Here is a 15,516-nt window from a genome sequence, read left to right on the forward strand (position 1 = left end):
TTGTATATGCGGAAAATTTCAATTCTAAGGGTTGGGGCATATAATAAAGAACATACTGTATCCAAGCTTAAACCTAGCATCTCCCTATTTATGTGTCAATCGGTTTAAGCCGAATTTTCTGAAAAGACCAGCAGCAATTCCCTTTTTCCGCATTCTTTCTTAATAATACGTATGACTTTCGAAAAAGTTTCATATTTCATAGTTCAAAAGACGTTACCTCTTCAAACAACAGGCTTCTTTTGCACATATTTTCTATCTTTTAAGGGTATACTTCGCAAGGAGCTTATAATCAATCATTAATCAAGAGGAGAGTTCAAACATGAAGCTGATCTCAATTGTGATTCCAGCGTACAACGAAGAAGACAATATCTCTTCAATCCATGAAATATTAACTCAGGAATTTCAAGCGCTTCCTTATAGATATGAAATACTTTTCATCAATGACGGCAGCCACGACGGCACCCTGAAAGAAATTCTGAAACTCGCTGAACAGTACAATAGCGTAAAGTATATATCCTTCACGAGAAATTTCGGCAAGGAGGCCGCCATTCTTGCCGGGATGAAAAGAATAAAAGGCGATGCGGCCATCTTAATGGACAGCGACTTGCAGCATCCCCCGACGCTCATTTCAGAAATGCTGAAGGGCTACGAAGAAGGCTTCCACCAGGTTGTCGCCAAACGTACACGGACAGGTGACCCCAAAGTCCGCACATTTCTTTCCGGCTTATATTATAAGCTGATCAATTCAATTACGGATGTCAATCTGGCTGATGGTGAGGGGGATTTCCGCTTATTGAGCCGAAAAGCCATTGACTCCCTCCTGCTGCTCAGCGAAAACAACCGTTTTTCCAAAGGTCTCTTTTCCTGGATCGGTCTGAGCAAAAAGATTATCTGCTACGAAAATGTCCTGCGAGAAGAAGGCTCTTCGAAATGGTCATTCGCCAGTCTCATCAATTATGGCATCGATGGCATCATGTCCTTTAACACGAAACCCCTGCGCATCTGCTTCTATACCGGCTTTATCGTGCTGTTCCTGTCGCTGGCCTATATTGCTTACACCTTTTACGGCATTTCTCAGAGAGGCGTCACCGCTCCCGGTTATTTCACTACCATCACGGCCATCCTGGTGCTTGGGGGCATCCAACTGATCAGCCTTGGCGTTATCGGTGAATACATCGGCCGCATTTATAATGAAACAAAACGGCGACCGAATTACCTGGTGGATATCAGCAATGTGGATGAATACGATGAGTCCTAAATCCTTAAATACCGAATTTACACGTTTCCTTTTTGTCGGTGTCGTCAATACCCTGAGTTATTACTCGATTTACCTGATTCTTCACAATCTGTTTTCATTGCCGTATATGCTGGCGCACATCATCGGTTTTCTTATCAGCCTGAATATATCCTTTTTCCTGAACACTTACGTAACGTACAAAGTAAAGCCCACACTAAAAAAATATCTTTTTTTCCCATTGACCCAAGTGGTCAATATGTCGGTTTCGACCGTTCTTATTTTCATATTTGTTGAATACCTCAAGTTGAACAGCAATATCGCACCCTTTGCGGCAGTGATTTTCACAGTGCCAATCACATTCATTGTGTCAAGCAAAATCATGAAAGATCCCGTACGGCAGAAATAAGTTAAAAGTCGGTGAAATTATGTTAAAGAAACATCCATTTTGGCGGCTGCTGTTGGTCAGCTTTGCACTCGCCATCCTGGCACATGGCGTCTTTCTCTATCAATGGACTCAAGGCCAATATATGACAGGCATCAATGACGGCCTTTCACAGATGATGCCGTTCAAGCATCTTTTATATGAACAATATACGAATGGGGAATTTTTCTATTCGTTTGATTTCGGATTGGGCGCCGGTACGTTCAGTGAGCTGGCGTATTATTTTTCAACTTCCATTGTGTTTCTTTTGACCATCCCTTTTGTCTGGTTAATGGAAGTCAGCGGATTCATCGATAAACCGGATGTTCTGTTTTGGGCAAATGCCGCTGTTTTTATAAGCATAATACGCATGAGCTTCGTGCTGTTCATCACTGCACGTGTGTTCATATACATGAAAATCCCTTATTGGCCCTCCCTGCTCGGAGCTTCTGTTTACGCCCTGTCGGGAATGTATTTCCGCCATGTCGTGTATTGGGAATTTTTTGCTGATGCATTTCTGTGGCTTCCTTTGCTCGTTCTGGGCATCGAGAAGATTTTCAGGGAACAAAAACCCGGCTGGTTCCTGGTCGCGATATCCATTTCATTTTTTGACAACTTCTATTTTGCCTATATCAACTTCCTGCTCACGGGCATCTACATCCTGTTCCGGCTGTTCATTCCGCTGGACGATGTAGCACAAAGCAGGAAAAAACGACTTCTTACCTTCCTGACAACCGGAATCATCGGTTTCGGCATTGGTGCTGCCGCCTTTATACCGGCAGTATACGCTTATCTGAACAATCACCGTCCTTCTTTTCAGCAGGAAATCCCCATTCTCGATCCTTTTGATAATATTATTTACACGAGCCGCTACATCATTTTACCGGCTTTATTTGTCCTGTTTCTGTTCATTTTCCGCTTTTACCGCAACCGAACTTTCCGTCTTTTTGCTCTGATCGGAATAACCGGCATACTGCTGCATCTGAGCCCCCTTGTCAGCAGTGCTTTCAACGGCTTTTCCGCCCCGCAATACCGCTGGGAATATTTTATTTCCTTCGCCGCTGCCGGAGCGATTGCGAGCGGAATCGGGATGCTGACTAAAATTTCTCGCCGCAGTTTCTTTCTGGCGGCCGGACTGACTGGTGTCATCTATGGAATCTATGCATTATTGGATCCTGCGCTGGAATACGACTGGATGGAAACCGGCCTTGTCCTGGGGGGGCTGCTCCTGACAATTGCCGCTGTTTGGGGTGCAGTTCAATTCAGGAAAACCAGTGCGATAAACGTGGTTGGCACGATTTTGTTGATATGGCTGATTGCCTTCGCAAATTTCTACCAATCGGAAAAAATCCTGGAGATGGGAGATGTAGCGCAGGTCAGTAAAGAACTGATTACAAGCGAGGATTATGACAATCCCGAAATTCGGGGCCTGCTCGAGCAGATCCACAGCCGCGACAATGATGAGATGTACCGGATTGAGTGGATGCAGGGTGTCCGCAACAACACGCCCATTGTCCAGGATTTTCAGGGATTAAGTGCATATTCAAGCATATTAAATAAAAACCTTCTGTATTTTTATCTGTATGATATGGAAATAGATATGCAGCGCGAAAGTGTCAGCCGTTATGCAACACTCGGCAATCGCGCGAACCTCTTCAGCCTGGCGCGCGGAAAATACATCATCCGTCCAACTGATGACAACAATATTCCATATGGTTTCAAGGAGATTCTTGCATCAGAAAATTATAAGGTATATGAAAATGAAAATGTTCTGCCCTTCGCACGAGGCGCAAAAGAATTTTATCAGGAAGATAAACTGTCGATGCATCCTCCTTTGGTCCGCGAACATGCAATGCTTAACGGCATCGTTTTGAATACGGAAGAAGAAGGCAGCCCCATCCAGGTGACCGGCGATATCACTTCAAAATTCACCATCGAAGAAAAAATGGCCAGTTATGACGATGGCATTTTGGAAGTCACTGGTGAAACCGGGGGCATCGACCTGGTGTGGGAAGATCCGACAGACGGCCCGGGCGATCTCTATGTTTCATTCAACCTGGTGAATACTGCAGAAGACGAAGGCTTCAATCTCAGCGTCAATGACTACGTCACTTCCCGCAAATCAAACCAATCCGTCTATAAAACTTATGTGGATGACCTGACAATCCGTGTGCCTTCACAGGAGCGGGTGCGCATCCGTGTGCCTGAGGGCAGATACTTTTTGACAGAAATCCAATTATTTGAGGAAGATTATGAGACATTGGAGAATGAAGCGGCTGAGCCTTCCGGTATTCAGAAGTTGGAAATCGACGGCAGCCGTGTTGAAATTCTGTACGACAATACTGCGAATGACGATTATCTATCCGCTGTCATCCCCTATGAAATTGGGTGGAGCGCTAAAGTGAACGGCGTTGAGACTGATGTATTGAAAGCCAATTACGCTTTTGTGGGCGTTCCGATTAAAGAGGGTAAAAATCGTATCGTCTTTACTTACCGCCCTCCTTTTTTCGTTCCGTCATTGATACTGAGTATGGTCTCATTCTTCTTTGCGATTTTTTGGATATTCAGAAGAAAATCGGCCTGAAACCGAAAAGCTTCAAAGCGTTTAGCTGAAGGAGCAGCGGGAATAGGAAAGTCATGGAATCAACTTTTGAGGAGGAGATGAAATGGCTAAGGATAAATACGAAAAAATTGACGAAGCAATCGACCCCCAGGAGCAGAAACGGCAGCCGGGAGTTGAGGAAAAGATGGATCCAGAGCCCATCTTTGATGATAAGGATTATAAAGGCGCCGATAAATTGAAAGGCAAAACCGCTTTAATCACTGGCGGGGACAGCGGAATCGGCCGGGCAGTAGCTGTCGCTTTCGCTAAAGAAGGTGCGAATGTCGCGATTGCCTATCTCGATGAACATGATGACGCCGAAGAAACAGTAAAAGCTGTCGAGTCATATGGCGGCAAATGCATGAAACTTGCGACGGACGTCAGCCAAGTGGAAAACTGCAATCAGCTGGTCGTTGATGTCATCGGCGAATTCGGCCAATTGAATGTACTTGTAAACAATGCCGGAAAGCAATTTCCACAGGAGGACTTCCTGAACATTTCACAGGACCAGTTACGCGAAACTTTCGAGACGAATATCTTTTCGATGTTCTATCTCACGCAAGCGGCAATTCCTCATCTGCAAAAAGGCGATTCGATCATCAACACCTCTTCGGTCACCGCCTACCGGGGTTCTCCCGCACTGGTTGATTACTCTGCGACCAAGGGTGCCATAACAGCTTTCACGCGATCCCTGTCGGCTAATCTTATCGATAAAGGCATCCGTGTCAACGCCGTGGCTCCGGGACCGATTTGGACACCATTGATTCCGGCCACTTTCGATGCCGAAAAAGTCGGCGAGCACGGGGGCGATACACCGATGGAACGCCGCGGCCAACCTGCCGAATTGGCGCCGGCTTATGTCTACCTGGCATCTAAAGACTCCAGCTACGTTACCGGAGAGACGATCCACGTCAACGGCGGCGACTTTATCAACTCGTAACAGCAAAAACCCTCATTCGAGGGTTTTTTTCGATATTTTCTGACTATAGGCGATTTCTCGGGGAAAAATCGGGTATACAGCGGGTAACTACAAAAATATTCCAGGAGGTAAGTGCGATGAAATATGTGGAGGCTCTGCTTATCAAGTTCGCCATGATTTTTGCGGCTCTCTTTATCATTCTCGGACTGGTTTATGGGGTAGAACTTATTGAACTATTCATCTTAAGTCTTATTATCACAGCAGTCGGATTTGTCGGAGATTTGATCATCTATCCGAAAACATCGAATAAGCTAGCTACTGGCGGCGATTTTGTCATCGTCTTTCTTGCGGTATGGCTATTGGGGTTATGGCTGATTGAAAATCCTGATTTCTCATTGATTATGGCTGCTCTTTACTCTGCTTTACTTGTTGCGGCAGGTGAATGGTTCTTCCATATATACCTGACAAAACGTGTTTGGGAGCAAAAAGAAACTTCACATACTACAGAACATGATGAACCAAGACAGTTATAAGAAATGCGACAGCACCTGTTAAACTCTGAAAGGCTTAAGACAAAATAGCGGAGCGGTGTTCTTTCCCATACAGGAAGGACAGCTTAAGTCCGAGGAGTGGGCCGTTGAAGACTTAGTTATTATTTTAACTCGGGATCCAAAGAGCTGGAGTCTGGACACATCGAAAAGCGACGCACCAGATAAAACCGCCGAAACTTCATGGTTTCGGGGGTTTTATCGTTTCAATTACTGGCGGGAAAAACCGGACTTTTTTTACTTTGGAGTAATGCGCCATCGGCTTTTCATTTTTGAAATTATTGCTGAGATAAGGGGCCATCGTATTGACTGTTATGTCTCCTTGGACATATTTTAGTTTCCATGGTTTGTGAACTATGTCCAGCCACAGTAAGTGGCGCTCCGGTTTTGTCCATAGACAATAACGCTCAGTCAGCCACTTTTCCAATTCCGTAGAAACAGCCGGCTGCGATGAAATTCGGTATCGCAATGCGATTTTCTCCTTAGGAGTAGCTGTTCCCCTCGCTTCACTTTTGTAGAGTATCTGACCTTTGTTTTTTTCAAATGCCATCTCGGCCATTCGATAAGGAAGAAATCCCCCAAAAGAAGCAATTTCGACCGCCAGTTTGCTGTTTGCATCCAAACTGAAAAAATAGACACCGCTCTTATTGTTATATTTAACATAAGTTCTGACATTCACTTCAAGGAAGTTTGCGGAACCGGGTATAGGCGGCATGAACCTCGGCCGGGTACCCCGGGCCTTAAAAAGGACAATACCAACCCAGGCCCGGTTGTCATAAAGATCCAGTTCCAGTTCATCCGGAATCTGTCTTTGGATTTCCGATGGTTCAACCGGCCAGTGAAGAAACAAAAGCTCACGCCATGTTTGCGTCATCATCCACCTTTTTCTCGACATGCATTTCACGCTCCATTAAAAGAAGCCTCTTCCACAAAAGAGGCTTCGTCATTTATTTCATATCTTCTCCCGGCAAAGAATTATGGGCCTGGGGCGGTGCCGGTTTTAGAATCGGCCGTTCACCAAATGCTTTCGGCTGCTCATACTTGAATTGATGGCCATCCGGTGCTGTTTCTCCCACCCATGGCAATTGCGAACTTTCTTCGCCTTCAGAATTATTGAACAGCGTATGTGAAAATTCCGTAGCTTCCCATTCAGGTGGCACAGTTGAAGGAACAATTACCCCTTCTTTGGATTCCAAATCTTTAATGGAAGCAATCCACTGGTTCTGGTGCATAGTGTCGCGGGCAATCAGGAAGGACAACATATCTTTGACACCTTTATCATCCGTCAGGCTATAAAGTCGGGCAACTTGCAAACGGCCTTGAGATTCAGCATTCAAGTTCGCCCGAAAGTCAGCGAGTAAATTTCCGCTCGCAATGGTATAGCTGCCAACCCATGGAACACCAACGCTGTCTTTCGGGGCCGCTCCAAGACCTGTAACAATTGCATGCTGAGGATTCATACCGCCAAGTATTGCACCAATTGCCGGATCTTTTGCTGCTTTTTCCTGTTCATATACTGGAGCGCCTTCAAGCAGCCGGGCAATCATGGTAGCAAGCATTTCTACATGTCCGATTTCTTCCGTACCAATATCAAGGAGAAGGTCTTTATACTTTTCGTTGCCTCTGATATTCCATCCCTGGAATAAATATTGCAGGAAAATCGTCATTTCACCGTATTGTCCACCTAATACTTCCTGGAGCTGTTTCGCGAATACCGCATCTGGAGCATCCGGTTTAGCATTGTACTGCAGTTCTTTTTTGTGTAAAAACATGTTAGCACTCTCCCATCAGTTTTTGTTTTTATCGGAATCGATATGTCCTTCACTGTCACTTGAACTGTCTTCCGGATGGCCGCCATCGTAATCGGACGCATTTCCTCCTGCATTAAAAGATCTTTCTTCGATTTCATCTTTTCCATGCTGGCGCCGGGCATACTCTTCACCATTATTAATGCGCCCCCCGCTTTTCGGGTCACTGTCTTTCGGATGGCCACCATCATAATCGGATGCATTTCCTCCTGCATTAAAATCCTTATCAGTAGATTCTTTTTCATCGTGCTGATCCATTCTTTCCGGATCGAGATTTCGCTTGTTCTGCTTGTCAGTCATCATGACCTCCTCCTTCAAAATTTTTACATACATTGTTTGATTACCCCGACAAGACCAAACAAAACATAATTATCTGATAATAAGATATAAAAATGCGGTTGTAAGAATTAACTAATACACCCTCCATCACACTTGCATAAGGTGACTCGTTAAAGCAGTGTTTCAGTCTTACAGTGGAGGGTAAAAGAAGAAGTAGATAATCCAATTGGCAAGGAGGACAACAGCATGGCAAAAGTTTTAGCCGTTCTTTCGGGCGGATATACAGACGAAGAAAACAATTACGTTACCGGATGGTGGGCAGAAGAATTATTTGCACCCGCTATGGAGTTGGAAAAGGAAGGTCATACAGTCGGGATTGCTTCACTGCTGGGCGGTAAACCGATAGTCGATCCAATCAGCATTTCAAAGGATTTCGATCCGGAAGGAAAATACAAGAAATTATATGAATCCGGTATTGCGGATAAAACGACCCCGCTGGTAGATGTCAAAGCGAGTGATTATGATGCCATTTTCATCGTCGGCGGGCATGGGGCCATGTTCGATTTGGCCCACAGTGAAGAACTTCACAATCTGATTAATATCGTTTATGAACTTGGAGGCATCGTTTCCGCTGTCTGCCATGGTCCCGCTCCCCTCATTTACACAAAAACCAGGGACGGACGCGGACTGTTGGACGGGCTGGAAGTAACCGGTTATCCAAATGACAAGGAGCCGGAGGAAGTGATTGATTTGCTGCCTTTCAGCCTGGAAGATGAACTGAGCCGAATTGCGAAATATTCCAAAGCGGAAGACCAGGATCAATACGCCGTTTGGGCGAATGACCAGATACTGACAGGACGCGATCCCCGATCATCAGAGCTGTTTGGCCAGGAATTGGCCAAAGCGCTGTCACGCCGAGAAGAAAAGCGTGAGGAGAAGTATTTTGATTGAGCACTCTTTGTTACGGGTATATAAAGACTAAATACTATCGAAGAGGGAGGCATAAATCGTGAGTGATAAAAATAAGAACGAACCGCATGAACGTGAAGAGTATATGAGAGAAAGTACGGATAATTTGGACCGTCCTCCTGAAAGAAAAGAAGGGCTGGAAGAACCGAAAGTCAAAGAAATGAACAAGATTAAAATCGGGGTAGTCATTTTTGTTGTGATTGTATTGATTATTCTTGTGCTCGGAATCAGCTTTGACCTGTTCGGGCTGATGGACTGACCACGTTTGCAACTGAATATTTCAACAAGCAGACAAAAGGCTCTCCCACATGGGGAGAGCCTTTTTGTGCTATCCGTTTACATGCCTTCTGTCAATTCAACTTCTGCTTCCATCAATTCCGCCCCGCGGTAGAATTTGATGTTCAATGTGTCCCCGACTTCCGCTTTTGTATACAAATACTGGCGAAGTTCCAGAACTGTGGGAATTTCTTCTCCGCCCATTTCCACGATGACATCCGATTGACGCAGACCGGCAATTTCTGCACCTGACCCTTCAGCTACAGTTTCCACAACCACACCTTCTTCGACTTCAGCCGGCAGGTTCAATTCATTTTGGCGAATCGGAGCCGGGACGCTTTGCAGATCCAAAATGGATACACCAAGGGCTGGCCTTTCAACTTCCCCTTTTGCTTCCAAATCCTCAATGACTGGAATAGCTGAGTTGATCGGAATTGCCAATCCAATTCCTTCAACAGCATCCCGGGCAATCTTCATCGAGTTGATGCCGATCAACTGGCCCTGGCTGTTGATCAGCGCCCCTCCACTATTCCCCGGGTTGATTGCTGCATCTGTCTGCAGAACCTCCGCCTGCCAGTCTTCTGTTCCATCTTTGTTGATATCAATCGGAATTGAACGTTCAGTACCCGAAATCACTCCGGTTGTGACCGACCCTGAAAATTGCAGACCCAGCGGATTTCCGATGGCGATAACCGGTTCGCCGGCTTTCAATACCGATGAATCACCGAATTCAGCAACTGCCTCAATTTCGTCCGCAGCTGTTTTCAGAACCGCCAAATCGGTCCAGATGTCTGTGCCAAGAACTTCGGCATCGATTTCCGTGCCATCGGATAAAGTGACAGTTACTTGCTCCGCGCCTTCAACAACATGGTTATTCGTAACGATGAAGGCAGAGTCACCTTCTTTTTTATAAATGACGCCTGACCCGGCACCCGCTTCCTGCGGTTCACTGCCGCTGCTTTGGCTAAACGGACTTTGCTGTCCACTCTGTAAATTTGTCACGCCGACCACTGATGCCGAAGTCGCATCGACCACTTCCGTCACGTCTGAAGTGATGACTGACGATACATTTTCAAGGCCACTTACATTTTCCGTTTGCTGCGTTTCTTCGCCGAACCCCTGCTCAATGTCTGTATATCCCGGCAATACGACACCCGCGAGGACTGCCCCGGCCAAAATCCCTGTGAATCCTGAAACGAAATTGCTTCTATTCTTTTTCTTTGGTTCTAAAGAGTTATAGTATCCCATTTTATTGCCTCCTGATTTCTAAGTTTTCTTCCAAATGCTTAGATCCGGCATCAGTTGAAGGCCCGCTTGTGGTATCCGCTCCCTTTCTTTTTGCCATTGACTAAAGATTATCAGGCAAATATGAATAAACTATGACCGAAGCATTAAAGTTTATAGAAGCTTTTCACGGGAATCCAAACAAAAACGCAAAAGCGAAAATCGCTTTTGCGTCATTTTGCATCCGGCAGGCGGATAACGAATTTTGTGCCCTTGCCCTTTTCACTTTCCACCCGGATATCGCCTCCGTGCAATTCCACCAGTTGTTTGACGATTGACAGCCCGAGTCCAAACTGGCCGCTGCCCCGTGAAACATCGGATTTGAAGAAGCGACGCCAGATTAAGCCGATTTCTTCCACGTCGATGCCGGCACCTGTGTCCTCCACTTCAATTACGGTGTATTCCGGTTCTGAAAAGGAAGCCAGTCGAATTTCACCATTTTCAGTGAACTGGATGCTGTTTTTCACGATATTAGTGAGAACTTGTATGATGCGATCCATATCCACATAGACCTGCTGTCCTTCCGGAGCATCAATCTCAATCGAATTGCCCTTTTCTGCAGCCTGGAATTCCATTTGTTCTTTAATGATTTCCAGCAGCTCCCGGGTTTCCACCCTCTCTTTCAGCAAGGTCACCTGATTGGAACGGATCTTTTCGTAATCCAGATTTTCATTGACCAGGCGCATCAGCCTTTTTGTTTCCTCGCTGACAAGATTCATCCCTTTTTCTTTCTGGTCCTCTTCAATCATATTGCTGCGCAGCCCTTCGATGACACCGGCAATCGTTGTCAACGGGGTTCTCATCTCATGGGAAACGTCCGCCATAAATTGACGGCGGCGATTTTCGAGCCGATCGATTTCTTCATTGGATTGTTGGAGCTTTGCAGTCATCCCATTGAAATCTCTTGCCAGATCCCCGAATTCATCGTAACCGGATTCCGGCAATTCCACATTGTAATTTCCTTCGCTGACCATTGCTGTCGCTTTGCGCATTCGCTGCAAACGGCTGACATGCAGCTTTGACAGCAGGTAGCTCAGCAACAGCGCAATGGCCAATGCTGCCAGCATCGCCGTCAATAAGGTCCGGTTAAGCTCATAAATCATTTCGCTTGTGCCGCTTATCGGCGAAGCCAGCAGCACTCCGCCTGCCAGCTGGCTGCCTTCCACATATGGCAGAGCCACAAAGGTGACCGTATTCTCAAACCGCCGCACGTCCCGGTTGACCACCAGGGTTTCCCCTCGCTCGATCAGATTCCATTCCTCTGGTGTCAATTCCACCGGAGGAAAGGCTTCCGATATCGGGTACAGTATGCGGCTTTGCTGATCAAAGACAATGAAATTGATGTTTTGTGCCTGCAGTATAGAAACATATTGTTCAAGATTTGCCGCGGGCTGCGGACCTTCCAATTCCCGTAAGATTTGCTGGCCATAGGATTCAAGTTCCTCCGCCTTGTCCTGATAAGCGAACTCTTCGACAAACCGCACAAATAAGAGACTCAGAATAAGAAAAGATACCAACAAAATACTGAGATGGCTGCCCATCAATTGATAAAAATAATTAATCCGCCTGTTCTTCAAATTTATAGCCAACTCCCCAAACGGTGTGGAAATACCTGTCACCGCCGGTTATTTTTTTCCGGATCCGTTTGATGTGCACATCAACTGTCCGTTCGTCCCCATAAAACTGGTAGCCCCATACCCGCTCCAGCAGTTGTTCCCGGCTGAAAACCTGTTTCGGGTGCTGCAGCAGAAATACCAGCAGGTCGTATTCCTTCGGGGTTAGGTCGGTTACTACGGCCCCATCCAATTGCACTTCCCGCGTCGTCTTATCTATCCGGAAATGTCTCGTTTGGATCCTGTCATCCGCAGTTTCCGGTGTTTGCGACCTTCGCGTGACGGCTTTTATCCGCGCCATCAGCGTCAATGGGCTGAAAGGTTTCGTCACGTAATCGTCCGCCCCCATTTCAAAACCGATCACCTGATCCGATTCGCTGTCTTTTGCCGTAAGCATAATAATCGGAACCTGATCGCCCTGCTCCCGAATCTTTCTGCAGACCGCAATGCCGTCCATTCCCGGCAGCATCCAGTCCAGAATTAGCAGGTCGTAGTCATTCTGCTTATATTTTTTGAATCCTTCAATTCCATCAGAAGCGAAATCACCGGTGATTCCTTCCTTTGAAAAGAATAATTCCAGCATCGTACTGACACTTGGGTTATCTTCAACGACTAAAATATGCATCCCGGACCTCCTCTGACTCTTTGTATTAAAGGTAAAACACTGTCCTCAGTTACGCAAGCGTAAAAAAGCCACTCGCATGCGAGTGGCTCCGTTTTCAGGCTTTTTTTGCTTTCTGCTTATATTTATCAAACAAATCACCGATCAGGTCATAGTCGATGGCAATATTGTTTTCATATGAATATTTCACCCCATAGCCGAGTGCTACAGTCATGGCTGTAGCCACTGTACCGCCGATGACCGATCCCGCGCCGGGAATGAATTTCAGCGCCTGCCGGTATATCGTGTGGCCGACTGTCTGGGTAGCCGTGATGACAATCATATCTCTTGCCGCTTTTTTCGATAAAGGTTTGTCGTATAATTTTGACAGCTTGATAATAAGACCCACTTGAAGGGAAGTCAGCGGCACGACATCCGATCCCGGAATCGGTGATGCACCGATAATTCCGGCAGAAACCCCTGCAGCCACAATCCATCTGGTCGCTGCGGTTGATTTTTCTTTCATGCTTTTTGCGAAAAGCAGGTCCTTACCTTTTTTTTCAAGTATCACCAGAACTTCCCGTTTCAACCCTTCAAGGTTTTCGCCGGTTTTCGAGGAAATCGGAATCACTTTGTATTTATTGTTCGTATGGTTTTTCACGAATTGAATAAGCGAAGGGATATTTTCAGCTGCATCAATTTTGTTCAGCACAATGAGAATATCCTTATTGTTCTTTTCAATGGACGTGAATTTTTCTTTTTCGCTGTCTGAGAAAACCGTTCCTGCAGCGTTGAGGAAAAACAGCACCACATCCGACTTCTGAACGAACTCGAGTGTCTTTTTCGGATTCTCGTCATTCGGGTCGTTCAGGCCCGGAGTATCCATAAACTTTATATTTTCGAGACCGCGCATATTGTATGGGTCGACACTGACCGTTTCACCCGGCATGGGGTTCGTGCTGGCAATGTCTTCACCGATGATTTTATTCACCGTGGAGGATTTTCCGGCATTGACTTCGCCGATCAGAGAGATCAGCAAATCCTGTTCCAGCGTATCGTTGACTTTCTTCATCTCATCTTCGAACATCTTATTCATTGTCTGCATCACTTCATCTTCAAACTTTTTCACCAAAACCAGTCGCCCCCTTAAAGAATATCTACCCTCATTATAATCGTTCTATCCATTTCAAACTATTTTAACGCCATGAATAAAAAATGCTGCATAGGGAATAACATGTACTATCAACCCAAAAGGAGTGTTCAAATGCAGAACTTAAAAGCTTTATTTCTCAATACCTCTTTAAAAAGCAGCAAAGACCCTTCCCATACGGAAGGCTTTATGGAAGATGTAAAAGTGCATTTCAACCAGCTCGGAGTGGAATCGGAAATTGTCAGGTTGGCGGATTATAATATCGCCTATGGTGTCCAGGAAGATATGGGAGACGGCGATGAATGGCCCCAAGTTTTGCAGAAAGTGATGGCCGCCGATATCCTGATCATCGGCACACCGATCTGGCTCGGAGAAAAAAGCTCGCTTTGCACACAGGCGATCGAGCGCCTATACGGCAGCAGCGCCGTGACAAATGATAAAGGGCAGGCTGTTTTCTACAATAAGGTCGGGGGAGCTATCGTAACCGGCAATGAAGACGGAGCAAAGCATTCCTCAGCTTCGATTCTCTATGGCCTTTCCCATATCGGCTTCACCATTCCACCGAACGCTGATGCCTATTGGGTCGGCGAAGCAGGTCCGGGAGCTTCCTATATGGATGCCGGCAAGGACAATGACTTCACCAAATCCACTATAGAACGTCTCGCTTACAATACCTACCACTTCGCAGGGATACTGAAAAACAACCCGATTCCCGCCGAAGGCAATACTTTGGAATAGGAAAAAGCCAGGAACGTGGGTTCCTGGCTTTTTTTCATTCCCATACTCTTTTAGCGGAAGTGTTTTCTCCTTCGATGGTAAGAATATACACATCCGGGTTCGACAACGCTTTCCACTCTTCAAAGCCATAAGCTTCTTCGAATTTCTTCAACAGCAGGCCCATCATATTTCCATGGGTTACCAACAGGGCGTTATCCGGGGCTTCGGCCATGACTTCTGCCCCTCGTTCTGCAGCTTCTTTAGCCGATTCTCCGCCTTCGAATTTCAAATCGAGATCTACAAACGATTGTTCCAGCTTTTCCATCCAGTCAGGCATGTCACTCGTGCTCAATACCCGTTCGGCAAGCCTGTCATCAATTTGAATCGGCAAATTTCTCGCTGCCGCCAACGGTTCAATCGATTGGATGGCGCGGGTGAACGGGCTGCTGATGATATGATCGACTTCGAAGTCTTCAAAAAAATCGGCCAATGCCCGAGCCTGTCCGCTGCCTTCAGCTGTCAGCTCTGCATCCGGCGCCTGCCCTTCCGCCTTGCAATGCCTGATCAAATAAAATGTTTTTTTCATGGGCTCACCTCCTCGGGTTAATTAACTTGTACAAACCACTTAGATTTTTTTCATCAGATTCGCCATTTCAATTGCGCCGGCTGCAGATTCCCAGCCTTTATTGCCCGCCTTGGTTCCGGCACGTTCAATGGCCTGTTCGATAGAATCCGTTGTCAGCACGCCGAAAATCACCGGGATTTCGGATTGATCGCTGGCACGTGAAACACCTTTTGCCACTTCACTGCAAACGTAATCGAAATGCGGAGTCGCTCCGCGGATTACTGTGCCTAACGTAATGACGGCGTCATATTTCCCACTGACAGCCATTTTTTTAGCAACCAACGGAATTTCAAATGCTCCGGGAACCCACGCAATCGAAACGTCTTCGTTATTGACGCCATGGCGTTTCAAGGCATCTTCAGCTCCGCTCAATAATTTTCCTGTAATGAATTCATTGAATCGGCCGACAACTATGCCGATACGTAACCCTTCTCCATTTAAGTAACCTTCATAATGTACAGTCATTG

General features: G+C 46.2%; 17 protein-coding genes. 8 read left to right on the forward strand and 9 right to left on the reverse strand.

What is annotated here, in order from left to right; genetic code table 11:
- Positions 1-319: 319 nt before the first annotated feature.
- The 5 genes from DIJ65_RS02180 (at position 320) to DIJ65_RS02200 (ending at position 5,712) form a co-directional block, all read left to right on the forward strand.
- Positions 320-1,258, forward strand: a complete 939-nt coding sequence (locus tag DIJ65_RS02180; protein ID WP_117299514.1) for a glycosyltransferase family 2 protein — start codon at positions 320-322, stop codon at positions 1,256-1,258.
- Positions 1,248-1,643: a GtrA family protein gene (locus DIJ65_RS02185; RefSeq protein WP_117299655.1), complete on the forward strand. Its 396-nt coding sequence runs from the start codon at positions 1,248-1,250 to the stop codon at positions 1,641-1,643. The genes DIJ65_RS02180 and DIJ65_RS02185 overlap by 11 nt, the downstream gene beginning before the upstream one ends.
- Positions 1,644-1,662: 19 nt before the next feature.
- On the forward strand, positions 1,663-4,242 hold the full coding sequence (locus DIJ65_RS02190; protein ID WP_117299513.1) for a YfhO family protein: 2,580 nt from the start codon (positions 1,663-1,665) through the stop codon (positions 4,240-4,242).
- Between the two features lie 82 nt (positions 4,243-4,324).
- Positions 4,325-5,200, forward strand: coding sequence for an SDR family oxidoreductase (locus DIJ65_RS02195; RefSeq protein ID WP_117299511.1), 876 nt, complete (start codon positions 4,325-4,327; stop codon positions 5,198-5,200).
- Positions 5,201-5,316: 116 nt separating this feature from the next.
- Positions 5,317-5,712, forward strand: coding sequence for a DUF2512 family protein (locus DIJ65_RS02200; protein ID WP_117299509.1), 396 nt, complete (start codon positions 5,317-5,319; stop codon positions 5,710-5,712).
- A gap of 196 nt (positions 5,713-5,908) precedes the next feature.
- Here the strand turns inward: DIJ65_RS02200 and DIJ65_RS02205 are convergent, their stop codons facing one another.
- The 3 genes from DIJ65_RS02205 to DIJ65_RS02215 all read right to left on the reverse strand — a co-directional run bounded on the left by DIJ65_RS02205 (position 5,909) and on the right by DIJ65_RS02215 (position 7,835).
- On the reverse strand, positions 5,909-6,601 hold the full coding sequence (locus DIJ65_RS02205) for a YqjF family protein (RefSeq protein ID WP_185959474.1): 693 nt from the start codon (positions 6,599-6,601) through the stop codon (positions 5,909-5,911).
- Between the two features lie 73 nt (positions 6,602-6,674).
- Positions 6,675-7,499 carry a manganese catalase gene (locus tag DIJ65_RS02210; protein WP_117299505.1) on the reverse strand — a complete coding sequence of 275 codons (825 nt, stop codon included), beginning with the start codon at positions 7,497-7,499 and terminating at the stop codon, positions 6,675-6,677.
- Positions 7,500-7,514: 15 nt separating this feature from the next.
- Positions 7,515-7,835, reverse strand: a complete 321-nt coding sequence (locus tag DIJ65_RS02215; RefSeq protein WP_071151802.1) for a hypothetical protein — start codon at positions 7,833-7,835, stop codon at positions 7,515-7,517.
- Between the two features lie 225 nt (positions 7,836-8,060).
- Between DIJ65_RS02215 and DIJ65_RS02220 the strand changes: the two genes are divergently transcribed.
- Positions 8,061-8,765 (forward strand): type 1 glutamine amidotransferase domain-containing protein, encoded by a 705-nt coding sequence (locus DIJ65_RS02220; RefSeq protein ID WP_117299503.1) that lies wholly within the window; start codon positions 8,061-8,063, stop codon positions 8,763-8,765.
- 58 nt (positions 8,766-8,823) lie between these two features.
- Positions 8,824-9,042, forward strand: a complete 219-nt coding sequence (locus tag DIJ65_RS02225; RefSeq protein WP_071151801.1) for a hypothetical protein — start codon at positions 8,824-8,826, stop codon at positions 9,040-9,042.
- A gap of 77 nt (positions 9,043-9,119) precedes the next feature.
- Here DIJ65_RS02225 and DIJ65_RS02230 read toward each other — a convergent pair whose 3' ends face one another.
- The 4 genes from DIJ65_RS02230 to DIJ65_RS02245 all read right to left on the reverse strand — a co-directional run bounded on the left by DIJ65_RS02230 (position 9,120) and on the right by DIJ65_RS02245 (position 13,689).
- Positions 9,120-10,307 carry a S1C family serine protease gene (locus DIJ65_RS02230; RefSeq protein WP_117299501.1) on the reverse strand — a complete coding sequence of 396 codons (1,188 nt, stop codon included), beginning with the start codon at positions 10,305-10,307 and terminating at the stop codon, positions 9,120-9,122.
- Positions 10,308-10,516: 209 nt separating this feature from the next.
- Positions 10,517-11,920, reverse strand: coding sequence for a HAMP domain-containing sensor histidine kinase (locus DIJ65_RS02235; protein ID WP_313903003.1), 1,404 nt, complete (start codon positions 11,918-11,920; stop codon positions 10,517-10,519).
- The gene (locus DIJ65_RS02240; RefSeq protein ID WP_117299499.1) at positions 11,901-12,581 is read right to left on the reverse strand and encodes a response regulator transcription factor; all 681 of its coding nucleotides are present in this window, start codon (positions 12,579-12,581) and stop codon (positions 11,901-11,903) included. The genes DIJ65_RS02235 and DIJ65_RS02240 overlap by 20 nt, the downstream gene beginning before the upstream one ends.
- 94 nt (positions 12,582-12,675) lie before the next feature.
- On the reverse strand, positions 12,676-13,689 hold the full coding sequence (locus tag DIJ65_RS02245; protein ID WP_230321266.1) for a GTPase: 1,014 nt from the start codon (positions 13,687-13,689) through the stop codon (positions 12,676-12,678).
- 132 nt (positions 13,690-13,821) lie between these two features.
- Here DIJ65_RS02245 and DIJ65_RS02250 point away from each other — a divergent pair, with 132 nt between their 5' ends.
- Positions 13,822-14,445, forward strand: a complete 624-nt coding sequence (locus DIJ65_RS02250; RefSeq protein ID WP_117299497.1) for a flavodoxin family protein — start codon at positions 13,822-13,824, stop codon at positions 14,443-14,445.
- Between the two features lie 34 nt (positions 14,446-14,479).
- Here DIJ65_RS02250 and DIJ65_RS02255 read toward each other — a convergent pair whose 3' ends face one another.
- Complete coding sequence (locus DIJ65_RS02255) at positions 14,480-15,010, reverse strand: histidine phosphatase family protein (RefSeq protein WP_117299496.1); 531 nt, start codon at positions 15,008-15,010, stop codon at positions 14,480-14,482.
- Positions 15,011-15,049: 39 nt separating this feature from the next.
- A complete protein-coding gene (gene ribH, locus DIJ65_RS02260; protein WP_117299494.1) occupies positions 15,050-15,514 on the reverse strand; it encodes a 6,7-dimethyl-8-ribityllumazine synthase in 465 nt (154 codons plus the stop codon).
- Positions 15,515-15,516: the final 2 nt, after the last annotated feature.

This window comes from Planococcus salinarum (assembly GCF_007004625.1).
GTDB lineage: Bacteria > Bacillota > Bacilli > Bacillales_A > Planococcaceae > Planococcus > Planococcus salinarum.

What these genes read in the sequence shown, in the direction of transcription:
- DIJ65_RS02255 (WP_117299496.1), bottom strand. Translation starts at nt 15,010, where the DNA reads ATGAAAAAAACATTTTATTTGATCAGGCATTGCAAGGCGGAAGGGCAG.
- DIJ65_RS02230 (WP_117299501.1), bottom strand. Translation starts at nt 10,307, where the DNA reads ATGGGATACTATAACTCTTTAGAACCAAAGAAAAAGAATAGAAGCAAT.
- ribH (WP_117299494.1), bottom strand. Translation starts at nt 15,514, where the DNA reads ATGACTGTACATTATGAAGGTTACTTAAATGGAGAAGGGTTACGTATC.
- DIJ65_RS02180 (WP_117299514.1), top strand. Translation starts at nt 320, where the DNA reads ATGAAGCTGATCTCAATTGTGATTCCAGCGTACAACGAAGAAGACAAT.
- DIJ65_RS02200 (WP_117299509.1), top strand. Translation starts at nt 5,317, where the DNA reads ATGAAATATGTGGAGGCTCTGCTTATCAAGTTCGCCATGATTTTTGCG.
- DIJ65_RS02210 (WP_117299505.1), bottom strand. Translation starts at nt 7,499, where the DNA reads ATGTTTTTACACAAAAAAGAACTGCAGTACAATGCTAAACCGGATGCT.
- DIJ65_RS02185 (WP_117299655.1), top strand. Translation starts at nt 1,248, where the DNA reads ATGAGTCCTAAATCCTTAAATACCGAATTTACACGTTTCCTTTTTGTC.
- DIJ65_RS02190 (WP_117299513.1), top strand. Translation starts at nt 1,663, where the DNA reads ATGTTAAAGAAACATCCATTTTGGCGGCTGCTGTTGGTCAGCTTTGCA.
- DIJ65_RS02250 (WP_117299497.1), top strand. Translation starts at nt 13,822, where the DNA reads ATGCAGAACTTAAAAGCTTTATTTCTCAATACCTCTTTAAAAAGCAGC.
- DIJ65_RS02205 (WP_185959474.1), bottom strand. Translation starts at nt 6,601, where the DNA reads ATGACGCAAACATGGCGTGAGCTTTTGTTTCTTCACTGGCCGGTTGAA.
- DIJ65_RS02220 (WP_117299503.1), top strand. Translation starts at nt 8,061, where the DNA reads ATGGCAAAAGTTTTAGCCGTTCTTTCGGGCGGATATACAGACGAAGAA.
- DIJ65_RS02215 (WP_071151802.1), bottom strand. Translation starts at nt 7,835, where the DNA reads ATGACTGACAAGCAGAACAAGCGAAATCTCGATCCGGAAAGAATGGAT.
- DIJ65_RS02240 (WP_117299499.1), bottom strand. Translation starts at nt 12,581, where the DNA reads ATGCATATTTTAGTCGTTGAAGATAACCCAAGTGTCAGTACGATGCTG.
- DIJ65_RS02195 (WP_117299511.1), top strand. Translation starts at nt 4,325, where the DNA reads ATGGCTAAGGATAAATACGAAAAAATTGACGAAGCAATCGACCCCCAG.